Origin of the sequence: Mycolicibacterium iranicum, assembly GCF_002101705.1 — a bacterium.
Lineage (GTDB): Bacteria > Actinomycetota > Actinomycetes > Mycobacteriales > Mycobacteriaceae > Mycobacterium > Mycobacterium iranicum.
The window spans coordinates 18,990-40,920 of sequence record NZ_LQPC01000054.1 but is presented as its reverse complement, the minus strand read 5'-3'; the positions used below and the strand labels follow the sequence as shown (position 1 = coordinate 40,920).

General features: G+C 66.8%; 21 protein-coding genes and 1 pseudogene. 12 read left to right on the top strand and 10 right to left on the bottom strand.

Annotated elements, in window-relative coordinates; all coding sequences use genetic code 11:
• Position 1: 1 nt before the first annotated feature.
• Positions 2–1,450, top strand: coding sequence for a serine/threonine-protein kinase (locus tag AWC12_RS26230; RefSeq protein WP_085177965.1), 1,449 nt, complete (start codon positions 2–4; stop codon positions 1,448–1,450).
• A pseudogene (locus AWC12_RS26225) lies at positions 1,402–1,842 on the top strand (nuclear transport factor 2 family protein); the annotation flags it as partial. The gene AWC12_RS26230 and the pseudogene AWC12_RS26225, both read left to right, overlap by 49 nt.
• Before the next feature lie 22 nt (positions 1,843–1,864).
• Here the strand turns inward: AWC12_RS26225 and AWC12_RS26220 are convergent.
• The gene (locus AWC12_RS26220) at positions 1,865–2,356 is read right to left on the bottom strand and encodes an NUDIX hydrolase (RefSeq protein ID WP_085177964.1); all 492 of its coding nucleotides are present in this window, start codon (positions 2,354–2,356) and stop codon (positions 1,865–1,867) included.
• A gap of 27 nt (positions 2,357–2,383) precedes the next feature.
• Here AWC12_RS26220 and AWC12_RS26215 point away from each other — a divergent pair, with 27 nt between their 5' ends.
• Both AWC12_RS26215 and AWC12_RS26210 read left to right on the top strand, forming a co-directional pair.
• Positions 2,384–3,151 carry a hypothetical protein gene (locus tag AWC12_RS26215; protein ID WP_234814165.1) on the top strand — a complete coding sequence of 256 codons (768 nt, stop codon included), beginning with the start codon at positions 2,384–2,386 and terminating at the stop codon, positions 3,149–3,151.
• A 92-nt stretch (positions 3,152–3,243) separates the two neighbouring features.
• A complete protein-coding gene (locus tag AWC12_RS26210; RefSeq protein WP_085177962.1) occupies positions 3,244–4,026 on the top strand; it encodes an SGNH/GDSL hydrolase family protein in 783 nt (260 codons plus the stop codon).
• A gap of 21 nt (positions 4,027–4,047) precedes the next feature.
• Here the strand turns inward: AWC12_RS26210 and AWC12_RS26205 are convergent, their stop codons facing one another.
• On the bottom strand, positions 4,048–4,650 hold the full coding sequence (locus AWC12_RS26205; protein WP_024447796.1) for a hypothetical protein: 603 nt from the start codon (positions 4,648–4,650) through the stop codon (positions 4,048–4,050).
• A 61-nt stretch (positions 4,651–4,711) separates the two neighbouring features.
• Positions 4,712–5,521, bottom strand: a complete 810-nt coding sequence (locus tag AWC12_RS26200) for a nuclear transport factor 2 family protein (RefSeq protein WP_085177961.1) — start codon at positions 5,519–5,521, stop codon at positions 4,712–4,714.
• A 104-nt stretch (positions 5,522–5,625) separates the two neighbouring features.
• On the opposite strand from AWC12_RS26200, the gene AWC12_RS26195 reads away from it, so the two are divergent.
• Positions 5,626–6,060 (top strand): Rv0313 family protein, encoded by a 435-nt coding sequence (locus tag AWC12_RS26195; RefSeq protein ID WP_085177960.1) that lies wholly within the window; start codon positions 5,626–5,628, stop codon positions 6,058–6,060.
• Here AWC12_RS26195 and AWC12_RS26190 read toward each other — a convergent pair.
• Positions 6,040–7,263 carry a cytochrome P450 gene (locus tag AWC12_RS26190; protein ID WP_085177959.1) on the bottom strand — a complete coding sequence of 408 codons (1,224 nt, stop codon included), beginning with the start codon at positions 7,261–7,263 and terminating at the stop codon, positions 6,040–6,042. The genes AWC12_RS26195 and AWC12_RS26190 overlap by 21 nt on opposite strands.
• Positions 7,264–7,481: 218 nt before the next feature.
• On the opposite strand from AWC12_RS26190, the gene AWC12_RS26185 reads away from it, so the two are divergent.
• From AWC12_RS26185 to AWC12_RS26170, 4 genes are read left to right on the top strand one after another with little or no spacing between them, the layout of a single operon-like run.
• On the top strand, positions 7,482–7,910 hold the full coding sequence (locus tag AWC12_RS26185; RefSeq protein ID WP_024447800.1) for an MmpS family transport accessory protein: 429 nt from the start codon (positions 7,482–7,484) through the stop codon (positions 7,908–7,910).
• Positions 7,907–10,813 carry an MMPL/RND family transporter gene (locus AWC12_RS26180; protein WP_085177958.1) on the top strand — a complete coding sequence of 969 codons (2,907 nt, stop codon included), beginning with the start codon at positions 7,907–7,909 and terminating at the stop codon, positions 10,811–10,813. Before AWC12_RS26185 ends, AWC12_RS26180 begins: the two co-directional genes overlap by 4 nt.
• A complete protein-coding gene (locus tag AWC12_RS26175; protein WP_024447802.1) occupies positions 10,810–11,145 on the top strand; it encodes a DUF732 domain-containing protein in 336 nt (111 codons plus the stop codon). The genes AWC12_RS26180 and AWC12_RS26175 overlap by 4 nt, the downstream gene beginning before the upstream one ends.
• Positions 11,142–11,786: a class I SAM-dependent methyltransferase gene (locus AWC12_RS26170; RefSeq protein WP_085178047.1), complete on the top strand. Its 645-nt coding sequence runs from the start codon at positions 11,142–11,144 to the stop codon at positions 11,784–11,786. Before AWC12_RS26175 ends, AWC12_RS26170 begins: the two co-directional genes overlap by 4 nt.
• Here the strand turns inward: AWC12_RS26170 and AWC12_RS26165 are convergent, their stop codons facing one another.
• The 4 genes from AWC12_RS26165 to AWC12_RS26150 form a co-directional block, all read right to left on the bottom strand.
• Positions 11,787–12,254, bottom strand: a complete 468-nt coding sequence (locus AWC12_RS26165; RefSeq protein ID WP_024447804.1) for a DUF5078 domain-containing protein — start codon at positions 12,252–12,254, stop codon at positions 11,787–11,789.
• 93 nt (positions 12,255–12,347) lie between these two features.
• A complete protein-coding gene (locus AWC12_RS26160) occupies positions 12,348–12,623 on the bottom strand; it encodes a hypothetical protein (protein WP_024447805.1) in 276 nt (91 codons plus the stop codon).
• Positions 12,624–12,729: 106 nt separating this feature from the next.
• Positions 12,730–13,914 carry an acyl-CoA dehydrogenase family protein gene (locus tag AWC12_RS26155; protein WP_024447806.1) on the bottom strand — a complete coding sequence of 395 codons (1,185 nt, stop codon included), beginning with the start codon at positions 13,912–13,914 and terminating at the stop codon, positions 12,730–12,732.
• Positions 13,915–13,941: 27 nt separating this feature from the next.
• On the bottom strand, positions 13,942–14,925 hold the full coding sequence (locus AWC12_RS26150) for a DUF7159 family protein (protein ID WP_234814171.1): 984 nt from the start codon (positions 14,923–14,925) through the stop codon (positions 13,942–13,944).
• A 364-nt stretch (positions 14,926–15,289) separates the two neighbouring features.
• Between AWC12_RS26150 and eat the strand changes: the two genes are divergently transcribed.
• Genes eat through eutC form a run of 3 tightly spaced genes read left to right on the top strand, consistent with a single transcriptional unit; the run spans position 15,290 to position 18,854 of the window.
• Positions 15,290–16,699: an ethanolamine permease gene (gene eat / locus AWC12_RS26145; RefSeq protein ID WP_024447808.1), complete on the top strand. Its 1,410-nt coding sequence runs from the start codon at positions 15,290–15,292 to the stop codon at positions 16,697–16,699.
• Positions 16,696–18,105 carry an ethanolamine ammonia-lyase subunit EutB gene (locus tag AWC12_RS26140; RefSeq protein ID WP_024447809.1) on the top strand — a complete coding sequence of 470 codons (1,410 nt, stop codon included), beginning with the start codon at positions 16,696–16,698 and terminating at the stop codon, positions 18,103–18,105. Before eat ends, AWC12_RS26140 begins: the two co-directional genes overlap by 4 nt.
• Positions 18,102–18,854 carry an ethanolamine ammonia-lyase subunit EutC gene (gene eutC, locus AWC12_RS26135; RefSeq protein WP_085177956.1) on the top strand — a complete coding sequence of 251 codons (753 nt, stop codon included), beginning with the start codon at positions 18,102–18,104 and terminating at the stop codon, positions 18,852–18,854. Before AWC12_RS26140 ends, eutC begins: the two co-directional genes overlap by 4 nt.
• Here the strand turns inward: eutC and AWC12_RS26130 are convergent, their stop codons facing one another.
• Positions 18,855–19,520 (bottom strand): sensor domain-containing protein, encoded by a 666-nt coding sequence (locus AWC12_RS26130; protein WP_024447811.1) that lies wholly within the window; start codon positions 19,518–19,520, stop codon positions 18,855–18,857.
• Positions 19,517–21,832, bottom strand: a complete 2,316-nt coding sequence (locus AWC12_RS26125; protein ID WP_420087740.1) for a Tex family protein — start codon at positions 21,830–21,832, stop codon at positions 19,517–19,519. The genes AWC12_RS26130 and AWC12_RS26125 overlap by 4 nt, the downstream gene beginning before the upstream one ends.
• Between the last annotated feature and the right edge of the window lie 99 nt (positions 21,833–21,931).

The following is a 21,931-nucleotide window of genomic DNA, read 5'->3' as shown; positions in this document are numbered from 1 at the left end:
AATGCCGTTGGCCGCTGGCGACACGTTCGCGGGGTACACGATCGTTCGCCTGCTCGGAGCCGGCGGCATGGGCGAGGTCTATCTCGCGCAGCACCCGAGACTCCCCCGCCAGGATGCGCTGAAGATCCTGCCCGCCACGGTGTCTGCGGACTCCGAGTATCGGCAGCGCTTCAATCGGGAAGCCGACATCGCCGCAACGCTGTGGCATCCCCACATCGTCGGAGTGCATGACCGCGGCGAATACGACGGTCAGATCTGGATCTCGATGGATTATGTCGAGGGCACTGATGCAGCGCATCTGCTCGCCGCAGGCCACGGCGACGGCATGCCCGCACAGCAGGTCGCCGACATCGTCACCGCGGTCGCCGAAGCGCTCGACTACGCCCATGAACGCCATCTACTTCACCGCGACGTCAAACCCGCCAATATCCTGCTGGCCCGCCCCGGTTCTAAAGATCAGCGAATACTGTTGGCGGACTTCGGCATTGCCCGCTGGGAAGACGACATCAGCGGTTTGACCGCCACGAATATGACGGTCGGGACGGTGTCGTACGCGGCACCGGAGCAGCTGATGGCCCGCGACCTCGACGGTCGCGCCGATCAGTACGCACTGGCGGCGACGGCGTTCCACCTGTTGACCGGTAAACCCCCGTTCGCCCATTCGAATCCGGCCGTCGTGATCAGTGCGCACCTCTCGGCGGAGCCGCCCACCGTCGCCGGACACCGCCCCGACCTGTCCGGCGCGGACCCGGTCCTCGCCAAGGCGCTCGCGAAGGATCCCGCCGATCGCTTCGAGCGGTGCACGGATTTCGCGCACGCGCTCAGCCACCGCCTCACCGTTGCCGGACAAGACGTTTCCGATGTCACCCGGTTGGCGCAATGCCCCGCACCAGAGCCGGCCGATCGGGCCAGGCCGGCGTGGTTGCGGCCCGCGGTCCTGGCACCGGCCGTGCTCGCGGTGCTACTCGTCGTGGCGATCGGCGTGGCGGCGATGGAGTTCCTGCGCGCCGACAGCGAGCAACAGCCGTCGGCGCGCCCACCCACGACGACGCCCACCACCGCCGCCTCCAGCGTGGCGCCGCCGCCGGTCCCGGCCGTCACTGACACGACGACCACCGAGGCGACCGTGACCGACACCGTGACGTCGGCGGCGGCCCCGGCCGCCGCCGTCATCGGCGCGAACTGCACCCCGCTGGACGCCACCGCGACGACGGAGACTGGCGCGACGGCCTACTGCGCATCCGTCCCGGGCTCGGGCACCACCATCTGGTCGCTGACCCAGGGCGAGGTTCCCAGCCCCACGTCGACACCGCCGCCCGATCCGACAGAACCGCCCGTGTCTGCCGAAGAGGCGTTCCCGGTGCTGACCTGCATGGCGCAGACCGGCCAGACCCGCAGAGAGTGCCGCGAAGACATCCGCAGAAGCAACGGCGGGCCACCGCTGCCGTGACGCTGGACGTCGCCGACCGGCTCGCAGTCTCCGACCTGGTCCATCTTTACGCCTCCGCCGTCGACGACCGAAGGTTCGACGATGTAGGAGAATTGTTCACCGCGACAGCAGAATTGCGGACCCCCGATCCGCCGCGATCCCTGGACCCGGTGCGCACGCATCACGGCCGAACCGGCGTGCGGACCGCGCTGGCAGCGTTGGCGGGGGTCGCCCGCACCGAGCACGCGATCGTCGGTGAGGTTTATGCGCCCGGCGACGACCGCGGTTACGCGCTGGGACGCATCACCTGTATCGCACACCACTGGACGCTGGACGGAAATGGCGCGGCTGCGGATCTGGTGTGGCACCTGCGCTACGACGACGAGTATCTGCGCACACCGCACGGGTGGCGCTTCCACGGCCGCGCGCTGACCATCAATGCGATCGAGACCCGTCCGGTCCGCCGCGTCCGAGTGCATCCTCGAGCTGATCCAGCAGCGGGCGCTGGCCCTTCAGCAGCTTCTCCCGCGCCGCCGCGACGTCGAACCATCCCACCCGGTCGACCTCCGGGAACTCCCTGAACGTTCCCGACCCGCGCGGCCATTCCAGCGTGAAGGTGTTGCTGAAGGTGCCCTCGAGGTCGAGGTCGCCGCGCACGGCGTACGCGGTGACGATCTTGCCGCCGGGCTGGCGCAGCGGCGTCAGGTCGATCCGGACGCCCATGGGAGGTTGTTTTCCGAGTTCCTCCAGGAATTCGCGCTGTGCGACCGCCCAGGGATCCTCGCCGTCGACGTACTCCCCTTTCGGAATCGACCACGCGCCTTTGTCTTTACGCGCCCAGAACGGGCCGCCGGGGTGTCCGATGAGCACTTCGAGGGTTCCGCCGGTTTCGCGGAACAGCAGCAGTCCGGCGCTGAGCTTGGGCACGGCCCCGACGATAATATGGACGCCATCATGACCCGTCCTCGGCGGTTCGACCCGTCACGTCCGGTCGAGCTGCTGTCCTCGCTGTGGTTTGCGACCGCGATGGTGCCCGTGAACAGTGGCGCCGCCGCCGCTTACCGCACGCTGTTCGTCACCGTGCGCAGGCTCGTCCTCGGCCGCAGGATGACCGTACGGCTCGACGACGGCGATCTGACCATGACCGTCACCGAGTTCGACTCCCGCCTCGACACCCGCGGACTGGCCGTCGGACAACTCAACGATGTCACCGCGAAAGCTGCGGATATCCATTGGCGGACAAGCAGATTCGATGCCGCGACGGTCAAGGCCCACAACGTCCACATGAAACCGGGCGCACCTCCGGTACTCGTGGCGGCTCCGGTCGACGTCACACTGGACCTGCCCGCGTCCGCGCTCGACGCCCTGTTCCGCGCTGCGGCACCGCGGCTGACCGCCGCGGTGGGCCCCGACGGCGTCGCGCGTCTTCGGCTGGCCAACCGACCCCGACTCGGGCATGTCGAGGTCGAGGCCAGGCTCGACGGCACCACGCTGTGGCTGACCGCCCGCCGCCTGGGCATCGGCACCCGAGGATGGCGGTTACCTGCCAGGACGCCGAGCTATCCGGTACGGCTGCCGGAAATGGCTCACAACCTGCAGCTCACCGCCGTCACGTTCGCCCCGGGGGTGGTGCAGGTGTCGGGACGGCTGCCCGAGTGGCGCACCGAACTGCCCCCGAAACTGTTGGAGGACATTGTCGTTCACCTCGGCAGGCTGCTGTGACCCGGTGGCGGAGCCGACCCGGTTCGGCCGGATGGCCGACACCGTCGGCCTGCGGCAGGTGATGGACGCCGCGCGCCGCTAGAGTCGCCTCTGTGTTGGGGTATTCCCGGTATGTCGCGCTGGGCGACAGTCAGACGGAGGGCCTCTGGGACGGCGACGACGAGACCGGTCTCGCCGGCTTCGCCGACCGCCTCGCAGCAATGCTCGACGATGTCCGGCCCGGACTGCTTTATGCCAACCTCGCGATCCGCGGACGACAGATCCGTGATGTCCTCGACGAGCAGTTGCCGCGGGCGATCGCGATGCAGGCCGACCTGATCACCGTGTGCGTCGGGATGAACGACATGACGAGGCCCGGTAGGGGCTTCGACCGCGCGCTGGGACAACTCGACGAGATGCATGTGCGGCTCGCCTCATCGGGAGCGACGGTTGTGACGACGACGTTCCCGGACCTCGCCCGAATCCTTCCGATCGGACGGGTGCTCGCCAAGCGGCTTCTCACGATCAACGAGCGCATCCGGGCCGCCGCGGCACAGTACGGCTTCCGACTGGTCGATCTGTTCGTGGCGCCGTCGATGACTCAGCCCGACGTGTGGGCCCTCGACCGGGTGCACGGCTCGCCGAAGGGACACGCGCTGTTCGCCGCCGCGGCTGCCGAGGCGCTCGGGCTCCCCGGCAGCAACCATGATTGGGCGGTTGCCGATCCGGCGGCCGCGCTGCCGTCGTTCCGGTCGCGGATGTACTCGCAGATGCTGTGGACCCAGAACATGATGATGCCGTACCTGTGGATGCACATGCGCGGCAAGTCGGTGGGCACCGGCCGTCCGCCGCGGCGCCCCGAGCTCGAGACCGTACGGGCACTCAAGGATGCCTGAGCGATGGCAGAGGCGTGAGACTCAGACGCCGGTCCAGGTGTCGGCGATGGTCTCGGCGACGTCGATGACCTTCGCTTCCTGTGATCCTGGGCTGTCGATCTCGCCGGCGACGTGCAGGGCGATGAAGCGTTTGATCTCGGCGTCCACGCCGCCGATGATGCGCACCACTTCGCCGCGCAGGGACTTCGACGTCACGTGGATCGCGATATCGGAGGCGCGCGGTTTCTCCACGTCGAGAATCAGCAGCAGCGGCTCGGCCGCCTTGGCGGTCGCACGGAGCGAGATCTCGCCGAAGACCATGAACTTCGGTTTGTCGATGCGGAGGTCGACGACCATGTCGATCTCCAGGGGGATCCGGATCGCGAAGGTGATCAGCTCGCCGACGTCGCGGGTCACCTTGGGCTGCTGAATGCGGACTTTCGCAGTCACCTTGGCGATACGGCCGGGTCCCTGCGCGATCGGGCCCATCTCGAAGGCCTCGCCGGCGATTTCGCCGATCGCTGCGCCGACCCGCTGCTCTGTCACGGCGATCTCGAAGAACCTGCGGCCGAACTGCTCGTAGGTCAGAAAGTTGCCGGGAAAAGGGTCACCGCCGGGCGGGCTGGACGCAACAGACTCTGACATGGTGCTGTTACGTTCTCACGTTCAGCTCGCCCCGGGCGACACCGCGACCGAAACGTTGCCGTCAGTTGACCTCGGCGAAAAGGCGGAGCCGGGTAATGCGAGTGCGATCCGCGCCCGTCCCGGCCCCGATTTCGGCGATGAGCACACTTCGCCGCCCGTCGCGGTCGATGCGCGCCGCGACAGAACGACCGGCGCCGATCAGCTTGCTCCAGTTGCCACCTGAAAGGTTCTTGACAAGATCAGATGAGGTCACCGGCTCGCTGTCCCCGAGGGTCAGCGTGGCGTCCGAGAGCAGGCGCCGCATGCCGACCTCGTCTCCTCCGCAGACGTCGTCGAGGAAACGGCCGAACAGCGCTTTGCCACCGCTGCCCAGTCCACGGAACCCGCTGAGGAATCCGAGACTGCCGCCGAGACCTTGATTGGCGACCATCGTCCTGCCCAGCGACACACCGGCGGGCACGGCACCCAGACCTGCCCGGGCGAACCGGCCCATCATCGCGGGTAGCTCCCAGTAGGCCGACAGCGCGGCGATCTTGAGCTCCCCGCGCTCGTCGCGCATGTCGTAGCGGATGTAGGTCGGGACGGTCATCGTCAGCGACGACGACATCTCGATCTGAAGTTCGACGTCGCGGATCACGATGGAACCGACGACGGTATCGCCGTCGGGTCGGAACGAGATCGAGCGCGGGGCGATGAAGGTGTCGTAGAACCGCCCGATCGCCGGATGCCCCCGGTGTGGCGCCGACCCGACCGGGTCTTCGACCCTGCCATCGGCGGTGAACAGCCCGATCCAGCCGTCGCGGTCGTGCGTTCCCGCGGCGACGAGCGAGCGCTGCGCCGCGGCCAGCGCGTCGGCGTGTGTGAAGGGCATATGGTTGCCTACCACCTCGCCGCGCGACAGTCGACTAGACCTGCCGTCGCAGGCACACTGGTCTCTGACGGCAGCGTTTTCTGCGCTGCCACGAGGAGGACCACATGGCCAGGAGCAACGGACCCTTCGGATTCGACCCCGAGGATTTGGACCGTGTCGTGCGCGAGGCGGGCGAAGGGCTCAAGGAGGCGCTGGACGGCCTCGGAAGGTTCGTCGGCACACCTGGTGAGCGGGCGGGGTGGTCTGCGCTGTTCGATGAGTTCTCGCGCGGCACGCGTCCGCGGCCCCGGCCTGAGACCACCGGCGAGGCCGGCGATGGCGTGTGGGCGATCTACACAATCGACGACGCGGGCGGCGCCCACATCGAGCAGGTGTATCCGACGGAGTTGGACGCGCTGCGGGCGAACAAGGACAACACCGACCCGAAGCGCCGCGTGCGCTTCCTGCCGTATGGCATCGCCGTCAGCGTCCTCGATGCCGGCGGCGATTCCGGCCCCGACAGCGAAGGCTCCGGCGCCTCAGGCGACCAGCACCCGTAGGTGTTCCCAGCCCCTGACCGTGGAGGTCGGGGCCAGCTGGGCGCTGCCGTAGTCGATATCCCACTCGGGCCACCGGTTGAGCAGTTCGTCGAGTGCGACGCGGCCTTCGAGGCGCGCGAGGTTGGCACCCAGGCAGTAGTGCAGACCCTTTCCGAACGTCAGGTGGCTGATGTTGTCGCGATGAATGTCGAATGTGTCGGGATCGCGGTATCGGCGCTCGTCGCGGTTGGCGGCGCCGAAGAGCAGCAGGATCGCACTCCCCGCGGGCACGGTGGTGTCGCCGTACTCGAAATCCTTTGCGAGATAACGCGCGACGTGTGGTCCGGTGGGTTCGAAGCGGAGGGTTTCATCGACGGCGCGTCCCAGCAGTGACCGGTCGTCGACGATCTGCCTGCGCTGGTGAGGGTGCTCGGCGAGCACCTTGGCCAGCCAGCCGATCAGCCGCCCGGTGGTCTCGTTTCCGGCGCCGGCCACCACCTGGGTGTAGTGCAGCACTTCCTTGCGCGTCAGCTTGCGTTCGACGCCGTGCTCATCGGTGAACTCGACGTTCAGCAGCGCGGTCATCAGATCGTCGGAGGGGTTGGCCGAGCGCCATTCGACGTAATCCGCATAGATGCGGCCGTCGGCGATCCTGTCGGGGTCGGCGACCTTCATCGGCGCACCCGGCTTGGTCCGCAGGTTCGCATCGTTGGCGTCACGCACCGAAACCTGCTCCGACTCCGGGATGCCGAGCAGCATGCCGATCACCCGCATCGGCATCATCGCGGCGAGCTCGGCGATGACATCGAAACCGTCCGAGCCCACCAGGGGGTCGAGGCAGCTCACGCAGTACCGCCGGATCTGGTCCTCGATCTCGGCCATGCGGCGGGGCGTAAACACCCGCGACATCAATCCGCGCAGCATGGTGTGTTCGGGCGGGTCCTCGAACATCATCACGCCTTCGGGCATGGCGAAGTCGGACTTGACCAGCTCAAGGATGTCGCTGCGGCTGTTGGAGAAGGTCGCCCAGTCCAGCAACGCCTTCTCGACGTCGGTGTGACGCGACAGCGCCCAGAAGTCGTAGCGTTCGTTGTAATAAAGAGGTGCTTCGTCACGTAAGCGCGCATAGGTTGGGTAGGGGTCGGCGGTGATGTTCAGGTCGTAGGGGTCGTAGTACACGGTCATCCCGGCACGCTCCTCGTCGGCTGTGCGACTGCTCAGCATTGGGCTGCCGCTATGTCTAGCAGCGCTGAGACAAACACCGCAAGCGTCAAATTGTGACCTGGATCGCGCGCGTGCGAAATGAGTTAGCAGGGACACAATCGCTTGAGCTAATCTGTGGCTGGATGAGAACTTAAACGCGCTAAGTTACGATCAGCCAAACAATAGTCACGAATATTTTCCAGGGGTCACATGCGCGCCACTCCGCGGGGTCAGCAACCGTGCTAGCAATCGGCAAGAAGGTGTGGCTACCGCTGCTCATCATCGTCGTCGTCGTCATCGCCGGTCTGACGGTGGCCCGCATCCGTACCTTCTTCGGTTCCGAGGGCATCATCGAGACCCCCCGCAACTTCGCCGATCTCCCGGAACCGTTCGATCCCAAAGTCGTTCGCTACGAGATCACCGGTACCGGCAGCTATGCCGATGTGAACTACCTCGATCTCGACGCCAAGCCCCAGCGCGTCGACGGAGCCGCACTCCCCTGGTCGCTGACGCTGGAGACCACCGAGCCGTCCGCGGCACCCAACATCGTCGCCCAGGGCGACGGCAGCACCATCACCTGCCGGATATTCGTCGACGACGAGTTGAAGGACGAGAGGACGACCGACGGCTTGAATGCCCAGACCTTCTGCTTCGTGAAATCCGCATGAGCGCAACAGTTTCCGACGCCCGCACCGACGAGTTCCCCTCGGCACGCCAGCCCCACAGGCCGTTCATCCCGCGGATGATCCGACTGTTCGCGCTGCCGATCGTCGTGGTCTGGGTCGGCGTGATCGTCTGCCTGAACGTCTTCGTCCCCCAGCTCGAAGCGGTCGGCGAGGCCCAGGCGGTCTCGATGAGCCCCAATGACGCGCCCTCGATGATCTCGATGAAGAAGGTCGGCGAGCTGTTCGAGGAAGGCGATTCCGACAGCTCGGTCATGATCGTCTTCGAGGGGGAGCAGCCGCTCGGCGACGAGGCGCACGCCTGGTACGACGAACTGGTCGACCGCCTCGAGGCCGACACCGCACACGTGCAGTCGGTTCAGGACTTCTGGAGCGACCCCCTGACCGCGTCGGGCTCGCAGAGCAACGACGGCAAGGCGGCCTACGTCCAGGTCAAACTCGCCGGCAACCAGGGTGAGGCGCTGGCAAACGAGTCGGTGAAGTCCGTTCAGAGCATCGTCAACAGCCTGGAGGCACCGCCGGGGGTCAAGGCCTATGTGACAGGTCCGGCGGCGCTGGCCGCCGACCAGCACATCGCCGGCGACCGCAGCATGCGCATGATCGAGGCGGTGACGTTCACCGTCATCATCGCGATGCTGCTGCTGGTCTACCGATCGATCGTGACGGTGCTGATCACGCTCGTCATGGTCGTGCTGTCACTGGCCACCGCCCGCGGTGTCGTCGCGTTCCTCGGCCACACCGAGATCATCGGCCTGTCCACGTTTGCGACGAACCTGTTGGTGACGCTCGCGATCGCGGCAGCCACCGACTATGCGATCTTCCTGATAGGCCGATATCAAGAGGCCCGTTCTGCTGGTGAGGACAAGGAACAGGCCTACTACACGATGTTCCACGGCACGGCGCACGTCGTGCTCGGTTCCGGCCTCACCATCGCGGGCGCGACGTTCTGCCTGAGCTTCACCCGGCTGCCTTACTTCCAGACCATGGGTGTCCCCCTGGCGATCGGCATGTTCGTCGTCGTGATGGCGGGCGTGGTGTTGATGGTCGCGATCATCAGCATCGCAACACGCTTCGGAAAGCTGCTGGAACCCAAGCGCGCCATGCGGATCCGGGGCTGGCGCAAGATCGGCGCCGCGGTGGTTCGCTGGCCGGGGCCGATTCTGATTGCGACGATGGCGATCACGCTGGTCGGCCTGCTGGCGCTGCCCGGCTACCGGACCAACTACAACGACCGCGACTACCTGCCTGCCGACCTGCCCGCCAACGAGGGTTACGCGGTCGCCGACGAACACTTCGATCAGGCCCGCATGAACCCCGAGCTGCTGATGATCGAAAGCGATCACGACCTGCGCAACTCGGCGGACTTCCTGGTCATCGACAAGATCGCCAAGGCGCTGTTCAGGGTCGAGGGCATTGCCCGCGTGCAGGCCATCACCCGTCCCGACGGCAAGCCGATCAAGCACACGTCGATCCCGTTCCAGATGAGCATGCAGGGCACCACCCAGCGCCTCAACGAGAAGTACATGCAGGACCGCATGGCCGACATGCTGGTGCAGGCCGACGAGATGGCCAACACCATCGCGACCATGGAGAAGATGTCGAATCTGACTGCTCAGATGGCATCGATCACCAACGACATGGTCTCCAAGATGGAGAACATGCTCACCGACATCGAGGATCTGCGCGACAGCATTGCGAACTTCGATGACTTCTTCCGACCTATCCGCAACTACTTCTACTGGGAACCGCACTGCTACAACATCCCGGTGTGCTGGGCGCTGCGGTCGGTGTTCGACACGCTCGACGGCATCAACATCATGACCGACGACTTCCGGGAGATCCTGCCGGACATGCGCCGGCTCAACACGCTGATGCCGCAGATGGTCGCGCTCATGCCCGAGATGATCGAGACCATGAAGACCATGCGCACGATGATGCTGACGATGTATCAGTCGCAGAAGGGTCAGCAGGATCAGATGGCGGCGATGTCGGAGGACGCCGACGCCATGGGTGAGGCGTTCGACGACTCGATGAACGACGATTCGTTCTACCTACCGCCGGAAATCTTCGAGAACGCCGACTTCCAGCGCGGCCTGGAGCAGTTCCTGTCCCCCGATGGCCATGCCGTGCGCTTCATCATCTCCCACGAGGGCGATCCGCTGAGCCCCGAGGGCGTGGCCAAGATCGACAAGATCAAGACGGCGGCCAAGGAGGCGATCAAGGGCACTCCGCTTGAGGGTTCGAAGGTCTACCTCGGCGGTACCGCGGCAACCTTCAAGGACATGCAGGATGGCAACAACTACGACCTGCTGATCGCGGGCATCTCGGCGCTGGGCCTGATCTTCATCATCATGCTGATCCTGACGCGGGCCGTCGTCGCGGCCGCGGTGATCGTCGGGACCGTGGTGTTGTCGCTGGCCGCATCGTTCGGGCTCTCGGTGCTGCTGTGGCAGCACATCCTGGGCCAGGAGCTGCACTGGATGGTGCTCGCCATGGCGGTGATCATCCTGCTGGCCGTCGGCGCCGACTACAACCTGCTGCTGGTCTCCCGACTCAAAGAGGAGATACATGCAGGAATCGGCACCGGCATCATCCGCGCGATGGGCGGCAGTGGTTCCGTCGTAACGGCCGCAGGGCTGGTCTTCGCGCTTACGATGATGTCGATGTCGGTCAGCGAGCTGACCGTCATCGGGCAGGTCGGCACGACGATCGGTCTGGGTCTGTTGTTCGACACGCTGGTGATTCGAGCGTTCATGACACCGTCCATCGCCGCGTTACTGGGTCCGTGGTTCTGGTGGCCGCAGCGGGTACGCACCCGCCCTGTCCCCGCGCCCTGGCCGAGACCTGGTGGGCTGCAAACGGATCCGTCGGAAGGAGTGAGGGCATGAAGCGCCTCATGATCGGTGTGGCCGCAGCGGCCGTGTCACTGGGAGCGCTGGGCACCGCGGCACCCGCCGCTGCGGATCCGGACACCGCGTTCACCAACGAGCTGAACACGTACGGCATCTACGGCCAAAAGGACTACAACGCCTGGATCGGCAAGATCGCGTGCAAACGCATCACAATGGGCACCGACCCCGATCTGTTCGCGTCGGCGACGTTCGTGCACAACCAGCTCGAGAAGGACGCGACCACCGACCAGGCGTACAAGTTCCTCGCCGCGGCGCTGCGCACGTACTGCCCGGACAAACTGCCCATCCTGGGTCAGGCACAGAACTGAGTCTGCCCAGCCGCAGAGGCTTCAACGAAGCGGTCACCGGATTCTGGGGCTTCGCGGCGCCTGTCTACGACACTGCGGTCGTGCAGCGGTGGGTGTATCGCCCGCCGCAAAACGAGATGATCGCGCTGCTGCGCGCCCATGGATCGCGCAGGGTGGCCGATGTCGGTTGTGGCACAGGGATTCTCGCGGACAGGATCGAACGTGAGCTGCAGCCCGATGCCGTCTACGGCGTGGACCTGTCAGAAGGGATGCTGGAACAGGCGGCCGGCCGATCAACCCGAGTTCAGTGGCATCGCGCACCGGCTGAGCAACTACCGTTCGACGACGCCGCCCTGGATGCCGTGGTGACCACCTCGGCGTTCCACTGGTTCAATCAGCCCGCCGCCCTGCGGGAGTTCCACCGAGTGCTGGCGCCAGGCGGTTTCGCGGCGGTGGCCACCTTGAGTCCGCGGCAGCGGCTGCCCGGTCTCCAGATCCAGTGGCTTCTGGCGAACCGGCTGAATCCCTCGCACGCCCCGACTCTCGGCGAGATGCGCACGATGTTCACCGAGGCCGGTTTCGCCGTCGAGGATCAGCACCGCGTCCGACGCCCGGTGTGGACGCCGATCTCCGACCTGATCACGGTCGGTGTCAAAACCTAGTTACCGAACGACCCAGTTCCACACGGACATATCGCCCTTGGGGTAGTTCATGCACACATCGGTGGCGTGGGCGACGACGCCCTTGTTGTTGAAGAAGATTTTGGCCCAGTTGCCCCAGCGCGTCGCCACCTGCTCGTAGAAGACGTTGGTGGCGGTGTTCTCCGAGTACTGGCGGCGACCGACAGGGTCGAGCGAAAAGAACCAGTGGATGCGGTCGAAAGCCATCTGCTGGACGTCGGCGGGGCGGTTGCTGCGGTCGATCATGTAGCGCTCGAAGTACACCGGGTTGGTGTCGCGCACCGCGGCCAAGTACTGCTCGACGTCACAGGTGGTGTGGATGATGCGGCGCGGAATCGGATAGTCCTCGGTGCTATCGGCTGCCGCCGGTCCGGCGACGCTGAGGCAGACCGCGGCGGCTCCGAGGATGCCCAGACCCATTCGCGTGACGCGGCTCTTCAGTCCGGTCATCGTTGCTCCTGCCTCGTCGTGTCGATTGGGGTGCGCAAATCCCCGGGTGAGTATAAAGCGCAGCTATGCATTCGTTGTGGCGTGCGCACTGAATCATCCGCCGCCGGTAACAGGATTCGATGTCAGGGAGATCCAGCCGCCATTGATCCAGACGCCCCAGCGCCCGCCCCAGGCCGAGTTCCAGACGACCGGCTGACCGATCCAGACCTCTGCGGGTTTCGGCGGCGCCCATGCCGGGGGGACCTCACCGAGAACGGGTGGCGGTGGGACCGGTTGCGCGCCGGCGGAGGCAGCACCGAGACCCACCATTCCTGCCGCGAGCCCACCCGTCATGACAGCAGCGGACAGTGTGCTCTTGATCCAGGTCATTAATTCGCTCCAGGTCGGAAACAGCCGAGTACTTAGCATATATAACGAGACGCCCCGGTGGTAACCCACCGGCACGCCGCGGCCGCTGACCGACCCGCGCAGAGCCTCAGAGCCCGAACTGATCCTCGACGATCCCCAGCCACACCTGCGCGGCGTCGATGGCGACCTTCTCGCTGATGAAGGCGTGCTGTGTTCCGGTGTAGATGTCACGGAAGGCCCGCTCCAGCCGGCTGCCCTCGCGGATGCTGGAGGTTCCCGCCACCAGGTGCGCCCATTCCGCACATGATCGTGCGGTGTCGGTGGCGAACACCGCCGCAACTCGCATATCGGCGCGCAACGTCGGAGTCAGCTCGCCTCCCCCGCCGACGACCGCCTCGGCAGTGGTGAACGCGTCGAGCACCAGCAGACGGGCCGCTCGCCATGCTGCAACATGATGCGCGAGACCCTTCTGGAACGTCGGCCTGCTTGCCAGCGATGCCATGTCGCTCATCCGGAATTTCGTTTCGGCGAGCTCCGCGACGTCGTCGAGCATGCTTTGCGCGACCCCGAGGGCCCACGCGGCGTGGCCCGCGGCGGTGACCGGCATCATGCCCATCCGCATCGCCGCCGAATTGCCCCGCTTGGGCTCGCGCGTGAACAGCGCAAACGTGCGGTCGTGGGGAACGAACACGTCGGTGACGGCGTAGTCGTAGGAGCCGGTGCCCTTCAAACCCTGTACGTGCCAGCCGTCGTTGAACGCAACGTCTGCGCGGGGCACGACGGCGACTCGCATGTCGGGCACACCTTCGCTGATCCACTGCATCTCTCCGTCGACCATGGGGAAGAACCCGGCGGCGACGTATTGGGCGTGACCGGTTCCCGAGCCGAAGCTCCACGATCCGGTCAGGCGGTAGCCGCCGTCGACGGCGACTCCCTGCCCGTTGGGGAAGAACTGACCGCCCATCGTGACGCGGTTGCCGTTGGCGGTGAACACTTCGGCGAACCCGGCGTCGGAAAGGTAGGCCGACGCGGCAAACGACGACGGCAGATTCGCGATCCCGATCCACCCGAATGACCCGTCCTGCCAAGCCATTTCGATCCACGTCTCGATCATCTCGGTGAACGTTGGCTCGACACCGCCCGCGGCCTGCGCATTGAAAGCCGTCATCAATCCGCTCGCCCACATCGCTTCGACGATCTCGGGGCTCAGCGTGCGTTCGCGTTCCGACGTCGCTGCCTGTTCACGGACCAGGTCGCGCAGCCCGCGGGCCCGGTCGACGAGACTGTTTTCGGTATCGAATTGGTGCGTCACCGCCGTCACGGCGTCGAGATTAACCCGTCAGGGCAGCGCACTGAACAGAATTGCCGGATCTGTCATCTCGGGGGCCGACGGCAGCACCGGCTGCCCCTCGGGCAGGTGCGGCTCGCCGGTCGGTACCACCTCTGGAGCCGGGAGGCTTTCGGGCACAGGAGCCGATTCGGGTAGGGGCGCTGCCGCGGCAACGGCAGCAGGCACCTCCGCGGAGGGCGCGACGACGGGTACATCGGCCGGCGCCGCGAGATGCGGGACCCCTTCGGGGAGGTGCGGCACGCCGGTCGCGGCGGCCATCGACGGCGCCACCGGCGCGGGCGCCGCGGGCTGAACCTGGCGAACCGGGACAGCGACCTGGCGTTGGTCAACCTCGTCGGCGACTCCTTCGGGCGACTTGACCACCTTGCGGACGGTGCTGGCCGCGCTGTCGGAGGGCGCGGGCACGGCCACCCAGCCCGGATCGGGCAGGGGCGCTGACGCTGCCGCGGTGGCGGTCTGCTCGACGGGCGCAACGGAACCCGACGAGAGCAGCAAACCGCCGAGAGCCGCGACGGCGGCCGCACCGAGCAGTCCGACCCCGATGCGTGTCCTGGAGAGGCGGCGACGGGCCGAGGCCTGTCGAGCGACCGGCGCCGTGATCGCCTCGCTCGGCTCGACCTTGGCGACCGCGGCCCCATAAGCCAGAGCAAGTCCGGGCTCGGTGTCAGGATGCACCATCACAGCGACGGCACAGCGATAAGGAACGACCTCCACCGTGCGGAAACCGCAGGCGCTCAGGCGCGTACGCAGCCGCAGCCCATCCTGAGCCACTACATCGGACCAGGTGAGCCGGACGCCGGTGACGTCGAACCCGCCGTTGGTCGCGATCGCGTGGGCACCGCGGGCCGCGGCGCCCGCCATCTCGGCGTCCTCGTGAACCTCGATGACGTCGTGGTCGATTACCGTGCCGTCAGCCTCGTCGACCAACACCCAGACGACATCGTCGGAGGTCAGTGACAACCCCAGCACCATGCCCACGCCGTCCCCTTATCGTCGTTCTTGTGTGATCCATCGAACACTGCCGGGCCGGTGTTACAGGTGAGGTTGTGCGTGCGCATGGCTGGACACCGCTCCGCACAGCCCTTAGGCTTCGCTAAAGGTCGGGTGAGCGACCTTTAAATCCGTCCCGGGCACTCGGCGGATCGGCAGGAGCGTAACGCCAACCCACGGGTCCCGCGCGTCTAGCGGGGTGCGACGTCGTCGTCGCGTGGATCCCGCCTGTTCCCGTTACGTCAAATGTGTTGCCCGGCAAAGCTTTTCACGTTTTCATGCAACGTCAATGCAACCCTTTGGCAACTAGTGTGCTGGGTCACATCGATGAAGGGAGACACGTCTCGTGAAAGGCGTCGAAGAACACCGCGAATCCGACACCTATCTGGAGAAGCGCCAGCTGAAGCGGGGCACCGCAGGCTGGGTGCTGCTGGCCGGGTTGGGCGTCAGCTACGTCATCTCCGGCGATTACTCCGGCTGGAACTTCGGCCTGGCCGAGGGTGGGTTCGGAGGACTGGCGATCGCCGCGGTGATCATCGCCGGGATGTATCTCGCCCTCGTCCTCGGCATGGCGGAACTGTCCTCGGCATTGCCCGCGGCCGGCGGTGGCTACACGTTCGCCCGGCGGGCTCTCGGACCATGGGGCGGCTTCGCCACCGGCACCGCGATCCTGATCGAGTACGCGATCGCACCGGCCGCCATCGCGACGTTCATCGGCGCCTACGTCGAATCCCTCGGCCTCTTCGGCATCACGGACGGCTGGTGGGTCTATCTCGCGGCGTACGCGATCTTCATCGGCATCCACCTGTCGGGAGTGGGTGAAGCGCTCAAAGTCATGTTCGTCATCACCGCGATCGCGCTCATCGGACTCATCGTGTTCGCCGTCGCCGCCGTCGGGCGGTTCGATCCCGCCAACCTCACCGACATCGCCGTCACCGACGCGGCAGGGGCATCCGAGCTGTTGCCCTTCGGCCTGCTCGGCGTGTGGGCGGCCATCCCATTCGCGATCTGGTTCTTCCTCGCGATCGAGGGAGTGCCGCTGGCCGCCGAGGAAACTGACCGACCGGAGCGCAATGTGCCGCGGGGCATCATCGCGGCAATGGCGGTGCTGTTGGTCACCTGCGTCGCGGTACTGGTCCTGACTACGGGTGCAGGTGGGGCCGCGGCGATGTCGGAGTCCGGCAATCCTCTGGTCGAAGCACTGGGCGACAGCATGTGGGCCAAGGTCGTCAACTACATCGGGCTTGCCGGCCTGATCGCCAGCTTCTTCTCGATCATCTACGCCTACTCGCGACAGCTGTTCGCACTGTCGCGCGCGGGCTATCTGCCCACCGCGCTGTCGGTGACCAACTCGCGCAAGGCCCCGACGCTCGCACTGATCGTGCCCGGGCTGATCGGGTTCGCCCTGTCGCTGACCGGCCAGGGAGCACTACTACTCAACATGGCAGTGTTCGGCGCCGCGCTGAGCTATGTGCTGATGATGGTCAGCCACATCGTGCTGCGCAGGCGTGAACCGGAGATGCCGCGGCCCTACCGGACCCCCGGTGGCGTCGTCACCACCGGATTCGCTCTGGTCGTGGCGGTGCTGGCCGTGATCGCGACGTTCCTCGTCGACCACATCGCCGCCCTGTGCTGCCTCGTCGTCTTCGCGCTGTTCATGGCGTACTTCGGGCTCTACAGCCGGCACCGCTTGGTCGCCAACTCCCCCGATGAGGAGTTCGCCGCACTGGCCGCCGCCGAGGACGAGCTCAGATGACCTACCGCCAGCAGATCTCCGGGCACACCTATCAGTTCGACGGGCTGGTCGACGTGATGGCCAAGGCGACGCCGCTGCGCTCGGGCGATGAACTGGCCGGGTGCGCAGCCCAGTCCGACGCCGAAAGGGCAGCTGCGGCTTGGGTTCTCGCCGACCTTCCGCTGGCGACGTTCCTGGACGAGCAGGTCGTCCCCTATGAAACCGACGACGTCACCCGTCTGATCATCGACACCCATGATCGGGCCGCCTTCGCGCCGATCGCACATCTTACGGTGGGCGGATTACGGGATTGGTTGTTGGACAGCGCATCTCAACCAGACAGCGCCGAGCGCATCGCGGCGGTCACCGCAGGACTGACACCGGAGATGGTCGCCGCGGTGTCGAAGATCATGCGCAACCAGGACCTGATCGCCGTCGCCGCCGCTACGACCGTACATGCCGCATTCCGCACATCGATCGGAGTTCCGGGCACGCTGGCCACCCGCTTGCAGCCCAACCATCCGACCGACGACCCCCGCGGGATCGCGGCGGCGACCCTCGACGGGCTGCTGATGGGGTGCGGCGACGCGGTGATCGGCATCAACCCGGCCACCGACTCACCTCATGCGACGTCGGATCTGTTGCATCTGCTCGACGAGATCCGCCAGCGATTCGACATACCGATGCAGTCGTGCGTGCTGACACATGTGACGACGACGATCGACCTCATCGAGCGGGGCGCCCCGGTCGACCTGGTGTTCCAGTCGATCGCCGGAACCCAAGGTGCGAACGCGAGTTTCGGCATCAACCTGCCGATGTTGCACGAAGCCGACGAGGCGGGCCGTTCGCTGGGTCGCGGCACCGTCGGCGACAACGTCATGTACCTGGAGACCGGGCAAGGATCGGCCTTGTCGGCAGGCGCGCATCTGGGCACCGGCGGAAAGCCCGTCGACCAGCAGACCCTGGAGACCCGCGCCTACGCCGTTGCCCGAGCTCTGAACCCGTTGCTGGTGAACACCGTTGTCGGTTTCATCGGACCTGAGTACCTCTACGACGGCAAGCAGATCGTGCGGGCCGGCTTGGAAGATCACTTCTGTGGCAAGCTTCTTGGACTGCCGATGGGTGTCGACGTCTGTTACACCAACCATGCCGAAGCCGACCAGGACGACATGGACACCCTGCTCACGCTTCTCGGGGTGGCCGGTGCCGCCTTCGTCATCACTGTGCCTGGGGCCGACGACGTCATGCTCGGCTACCAGAGCCTGGCGTTCCACGACGCGCTCTACGTGCGCAAGGCCCTGGGGCTGCGACCGGCACCCGAATTCGAGGCGTGGCTGGCGCGGCTGGGGATGGCCGACGGCGAGGGCCGCATTCTCCCGGTAGATCCCGCCGCCTCTCCCCTGCTGGCCCTGGCGGCAGGTCAATGACGACCGAACACAATCTTCCCGCCGACGATGTGTGGGCGCCGCTGCGCCGGAGCACCCAGGCGCGAATCGGGTTGGGCCGCAGTGGTAATGCGCTACCGTCTCGGCGTGTGCTCGAGTTCAAGGCGGCGCATTCGGCGGCGCGCGACGCGGTGCACGTCCCGCTCGACGCGCAAGCACTCGCCTCCGAGGTCGAGGCTCTCGGCCTGGGAACGCCGACTCACGTGCGCAGCCGGGCCGCCGACCGCAGCGAGTATCTGCGGCGCCCGGACCTCGGGCGCGCGCCGGTAGACCTGAGCGCGGTGCCGCACTGCGGCGCCGACGTCGGCGTCGTGCTCGCCGACGGCCTGTCTCCGCGGGCGCTGGCCGACCACGGCGCCAACCTGCTGGCCGCGCTCGCCGGCGAGCTGGGCGGCGCTTATCGGCTGGCGCCACCAGTCATTGCCACCCAGGCGCGGGTGGCGCTCGGGGACCACATCGGTGCCGCACTCGGTGTGTCGACACTGTTGATGGTCATCGGCGAACGACCCGGACTGTCGGTCGCCGACAGTCTCGGTATCTACCTGACCCACCTGCCCCGGCCGGGCCGTACGGACGCCGACCGCAACTGCATCTCGAACATCCACCCGCCTGGCGGCCTCGACTACGCCACCGCGGCACGCATCGCGGCGGCGCTGGTGACCGGTGCACGCAGGCTGGGGCGGTCCGGCGTCGACCTCAAAGACAGCTCTCGCGCCGAGCTCGAGGCCTGACTACGCCGTGGTGTTGGCCAGCCGCTCGATGCGCTCGAGCGCTTCCTCGGCCAACCCGACGACGTCGAAGCCCGGGGTCGCACCGCACGTGGTGATCTCGATGGCGGCGTTGTGGGCCGCGACGAACAGGTTGTCGCAGTTCCAGTCGAAGGCCCGCAGGGACCACAGCACGCTGCCGTCAGGCCCCTCCGCCGGCGGCGGTTGGACCTCGAAGTCGTACACGCGATCACGCATCGTGGTGACTGACAGCGTGGTGCCGTCGCACTCGTCGATGGTTTCCCGCACCGCCTGCAGAGCGGCGGCGGGATCGAACTCCGCCCGGTACACCGCGACCATCTCCTCGACGAAGTACTGTCCGTCGTCGCTGGTCCAGTGGCCCCCGTCGGTGGCAAGAGGCCTGCCCGCCTCGATGAACGGCGGCTCGACCTCGCGGCCCAGACCGGCACAGCGCTCTGGTTCTGCGACGACGAACAGGTTGCCGTCCTCCCCGATCACCTTCGGACTGAGCAGGTCGACCACCTGCAGTGTGCCGATCGGGGCGGCGAGGGACTCGGGTTTTGCCCGCGGTTGATCGACGTGGCGTGTGCAGCCACCGAGCAGCGCGACGAGGCAGGCGGCGACTGCTGCGAGCTCAGCCGCCCCCACTCGACGCGCTGCCGAAGTCATCGTCCGAAGCCGGCGTCGCGCAGCGCCTGCGCCAGTGATCCGCTGGGGCGCTTGGTGTCGCGACCGCTGGAGTTGTTGGTGCGCTGAGGTTTTCGCGGCGTGCTACGGGACCGCTCGTCCTTGCGCGGGGCTCGGCCCGGCTTGACCTCGTCGTTGAGGCGAAGGGTCAGCCCGATTCGCTGCCGCTCCACGTCGACGTCGACAACCTTGACGCGCACCACCTGACCCGACCGCACCACTTCATGGGGGTCGGAGACGTAGCGGTCGGCCATCGCGGAGACGTGCACGAGCCCATCTTGGTGCACGCCGACGTCGACGAAGGCGCCGAATGCGGCCACATTTGTGACCACACCTTCCAAGACCATGCCGACCTTCAGGTCGGCGACCTTCTCGACGCCGGCCGCGAATGTGGCGGTGGTGAACGCCGGCCTCGGGTCGCGCCCCGGCTTCTCCAGCTCGCCGAGAATGTCGGTGACGGTCGGAATTCCGAACCTCTCGTCGGCGAAATCCGAGGGCCGCAGAGAGCGCAGGGCACGCTCGTCGCCGATGATCTCACTAAGCGTCAGACCTGCCCGGTCGAGGATGCGCCGGACCACCGGATAAGACTCCGGATGCACCCCGGACGCGTCGAGCGGATCCTCGCCGTCGCGAATCCGCAGGAATCCCGCACACTGCTCAAAAGCCTTGGGGCCCAAGCGCGGAACGTCGAGCAGCGCACGCCGGTTGCGGAACCGGCCCGACTTGTCGCGGTAGGCGACGATCGCCTCGGCCAGCGATTCGGTGATCCCCGAAACGCGGGACAGCAGCGGCACCGACGCCGTGTTCAGGTCCACCCCGACCGCGTTCACCGCATCCTCGACGACGGCACCCAGACTCTTGGCCAAGGTGCCCGGGGCCACGTCGTGCTGATACTGGCCCACGCCGATCGACTTCGGCTCGATCTTGACCAGCTCCGCCAGGGGATCCTGCAGGCGGCGCGCGATCGACACGGCACCACGCAGCGTGACGTCGAGCTCGGGCAACTCGTGCGCCGCATACGCCGACGCCGAGTACACCGATGCACCGGCCTCACTGACGATTGCCTTGGCCGGCGCCGGCGCGCCCGCGCTTCGAATCTCTGCAATGAGTTCGGTTGCCAGAGCGTCGGTCTCGCGGGACGCGGTGCCGTTGCCGATCGCGATCAGTTCGACGCCGTGCCGGGCCGCCAACGCGGCCAGCGTGGCCTTGGCCGCATCCCACTGCTTCTGTGGCTGGTGCGGGAATATCGCGCAGGTATCGACGACCTTGCCGGTGCCGTCGACGACCGCGACCTTGACCCCGGTTCGGAAACCCGGATCGAGGCCCATCGTGGTGCGGTTGCCCGCGGGTGCTGCGAGAAGAAGATCCTTGAGGTTCTTGGCGAAGACCGTGACAGCGTCCCCCTCGGCGCGCATCCTCAGCCGGACACGTGCGTCGACCGAGGCCGACACCGACAGCCGGGTTCGCCACGCAAAGCCGACAGTGGCGGCCAGCCACGGCGTGGCCGCGCCTCCGGCGGCCAGGTCCACTCCGAGTGCGTCAGCGATCATCGCCTGGTACTGGGCGTCCTCACCGCCGTCGAGAGCAAGTGAGAGCGCCTGTTCCTTCTCTCCGCGCAATACGGCGAGCACACGATGCGACGGCATCGTCGCCAGTGGCTCGGTGTGGTCGAAGTAGTCCCGGAACTTCTGCGCCTTCTCCGAGGTCGACGCGTCATCGGAGGCGGGCCGGGTCCGTACCGAAGCCTGCTCCCAGAAACGCTCGCGCAGTCCCCCGACGAGCTCGGCGTCTTCGGCGGCTCGTTCGACGATGATGTGTCGCGCGCCGTCGAGTGCTGCAGCGACATCGGCGACCTCGCCGGAGAGGAACTCCGCAGCCACTTCCTCGGGGGCATGCGTGGGGTCGGCCAGCAGCCGCTCGGCAAGTGGCTCGAGGCCGGCTTCCCTGGCGATCTGCGCCTTGGTGCGCCGCTTCGGCTTGTACGGCAGGTAGATGTCCTCGACCCGGGCTTTGGTGTCGGCGGCCATCAGTGCGGCGGTCAGCTCGGCGGTGAGCTTGCCCTGCTCCTTGATGGAGGCCAGCACCGCGTTGCGCCGCTCGTCGAGCTCGCGCAGGTAGCCGAGGCGTTCCTCCAGCAACCGGAGTTGGCCGTCGTCGAGACTGCCGGTGGCCTCCTTGCGGTACCGGGCGATGAACGGCACGGTCGCGCCTTCGTCGAGCAGGCGCACCGCCGAGGCCACCTGGTTCTCCGCCACCGCCAGTTCCGCAGCGAGACGGGCATTTACAGAATCAATCGCGGCAGAGAAGGTCACGCGCGGAACCCTACCCAACCGGGCGGACAACCCCGCTTCGGGACACGGGCGCAGACCGAGTTTGAGCGGGCCGGGCCGGGG

Bases quoted from the DNA above. Each gene is read 5' to 3' on its own strand.
- AWC12_RS26165 (WP_024447804.1), bottom strand. From the start codon at position 12,254: ATGACCGGACTGAAGAGCCGCGTCACGCGAATGGGTCTGGGCATCCTC.
- AWC12_RS26130 (WP_024447811.1), bottom strand. From the start codon at position 19,520: ATGACTTCGGCAGCGCGTCGAGTGGGGGCGGCTGAGCTCGCAGCAGTC.
- AWC12_RS26140 (WP_024447809.1), top strand. From the start codon at position 16,696: ATGACCTACCGCCAGCAGATCTCCGGGCACACCTATCAGTTCGACGGG.
- AWC12_RS26195 (WP_085177960.1), top strand. From the start codon at position 5,626: ATGGCCAGGAGCAACGGACCCTTCGGATTCGACCCCGAGGATTTGGAC.
- eutC (WP_085177956.1), top strand. From the start codon at position 18,102: ATGACGACCGAACACAATCTTCCCGCCGACGATGTGTGGGCGCCGCTG.
- AWC12_RS26150 (WP_234814171.1), bottom strand. From the start codon at position 14,925: ATGGTGCTGGGGTTGTCACTGACCTCCGACGATGTCGTCTGGGTGTTG.
- AWC12_RS26190 (WP_085177959.1), bottom strand. From the start codon at position 7,263: ATGCTGAGCAGTCGCACAGCCGACGAGGAGCGTGCCGGGATGACCGTG.
- AWC12_RS26230 (WP_085177965.1), top strand. From the start codon at position 2: ATGCCGTTGGCCGCTGGCGACACGTTCGCGGGGTACACGATCGTTCGC.
- AWC12_RS26180 (WP_085177958.1), top strand. From the start codon at position 7,907: ATGAGCGCAACAGTTTCCGACGCCCGCACCGACGAGTTCCCCTCGGCA.
- AWC12_RS26200 (WP_085177961.1), bottom strand. From the start codon at position 5,521: ATGCCCTTCACACACGCCGACGCGCTGGCCGCGGCGCAGCGCTCGCTC.
- AWC12_RS26175 (WP_024447802.1), top strand. From the start codon at position 10,810: ATGAAGCGCCTCATGATCGGTGTGGCCGCAGCGGCCGTGTCACTGGGA.
- AWC12_RS26215 (WP_234814165.1), top strand. From the start codon at position 2,384: ATGACCCGTCCTCGGCGGTTCGACCCGTCACGTCCGGTCGAGCTGCTG.
- AWC12_RS26205 (WP_024447796.1), bottom strand. From the start codon at position 4,650: ATGTCAGAGTCTGTTGCGTCCAGCCCGCCCGGCGGTGACCCTTTTCCC.
- AWC12_RS26160 (WP_024447805.1), bottom strand. From the start codon at position 12,623: ATGACCTGGATCAAGAGCACACTGTCCGCTGCTGTCATGACGGGTGGG.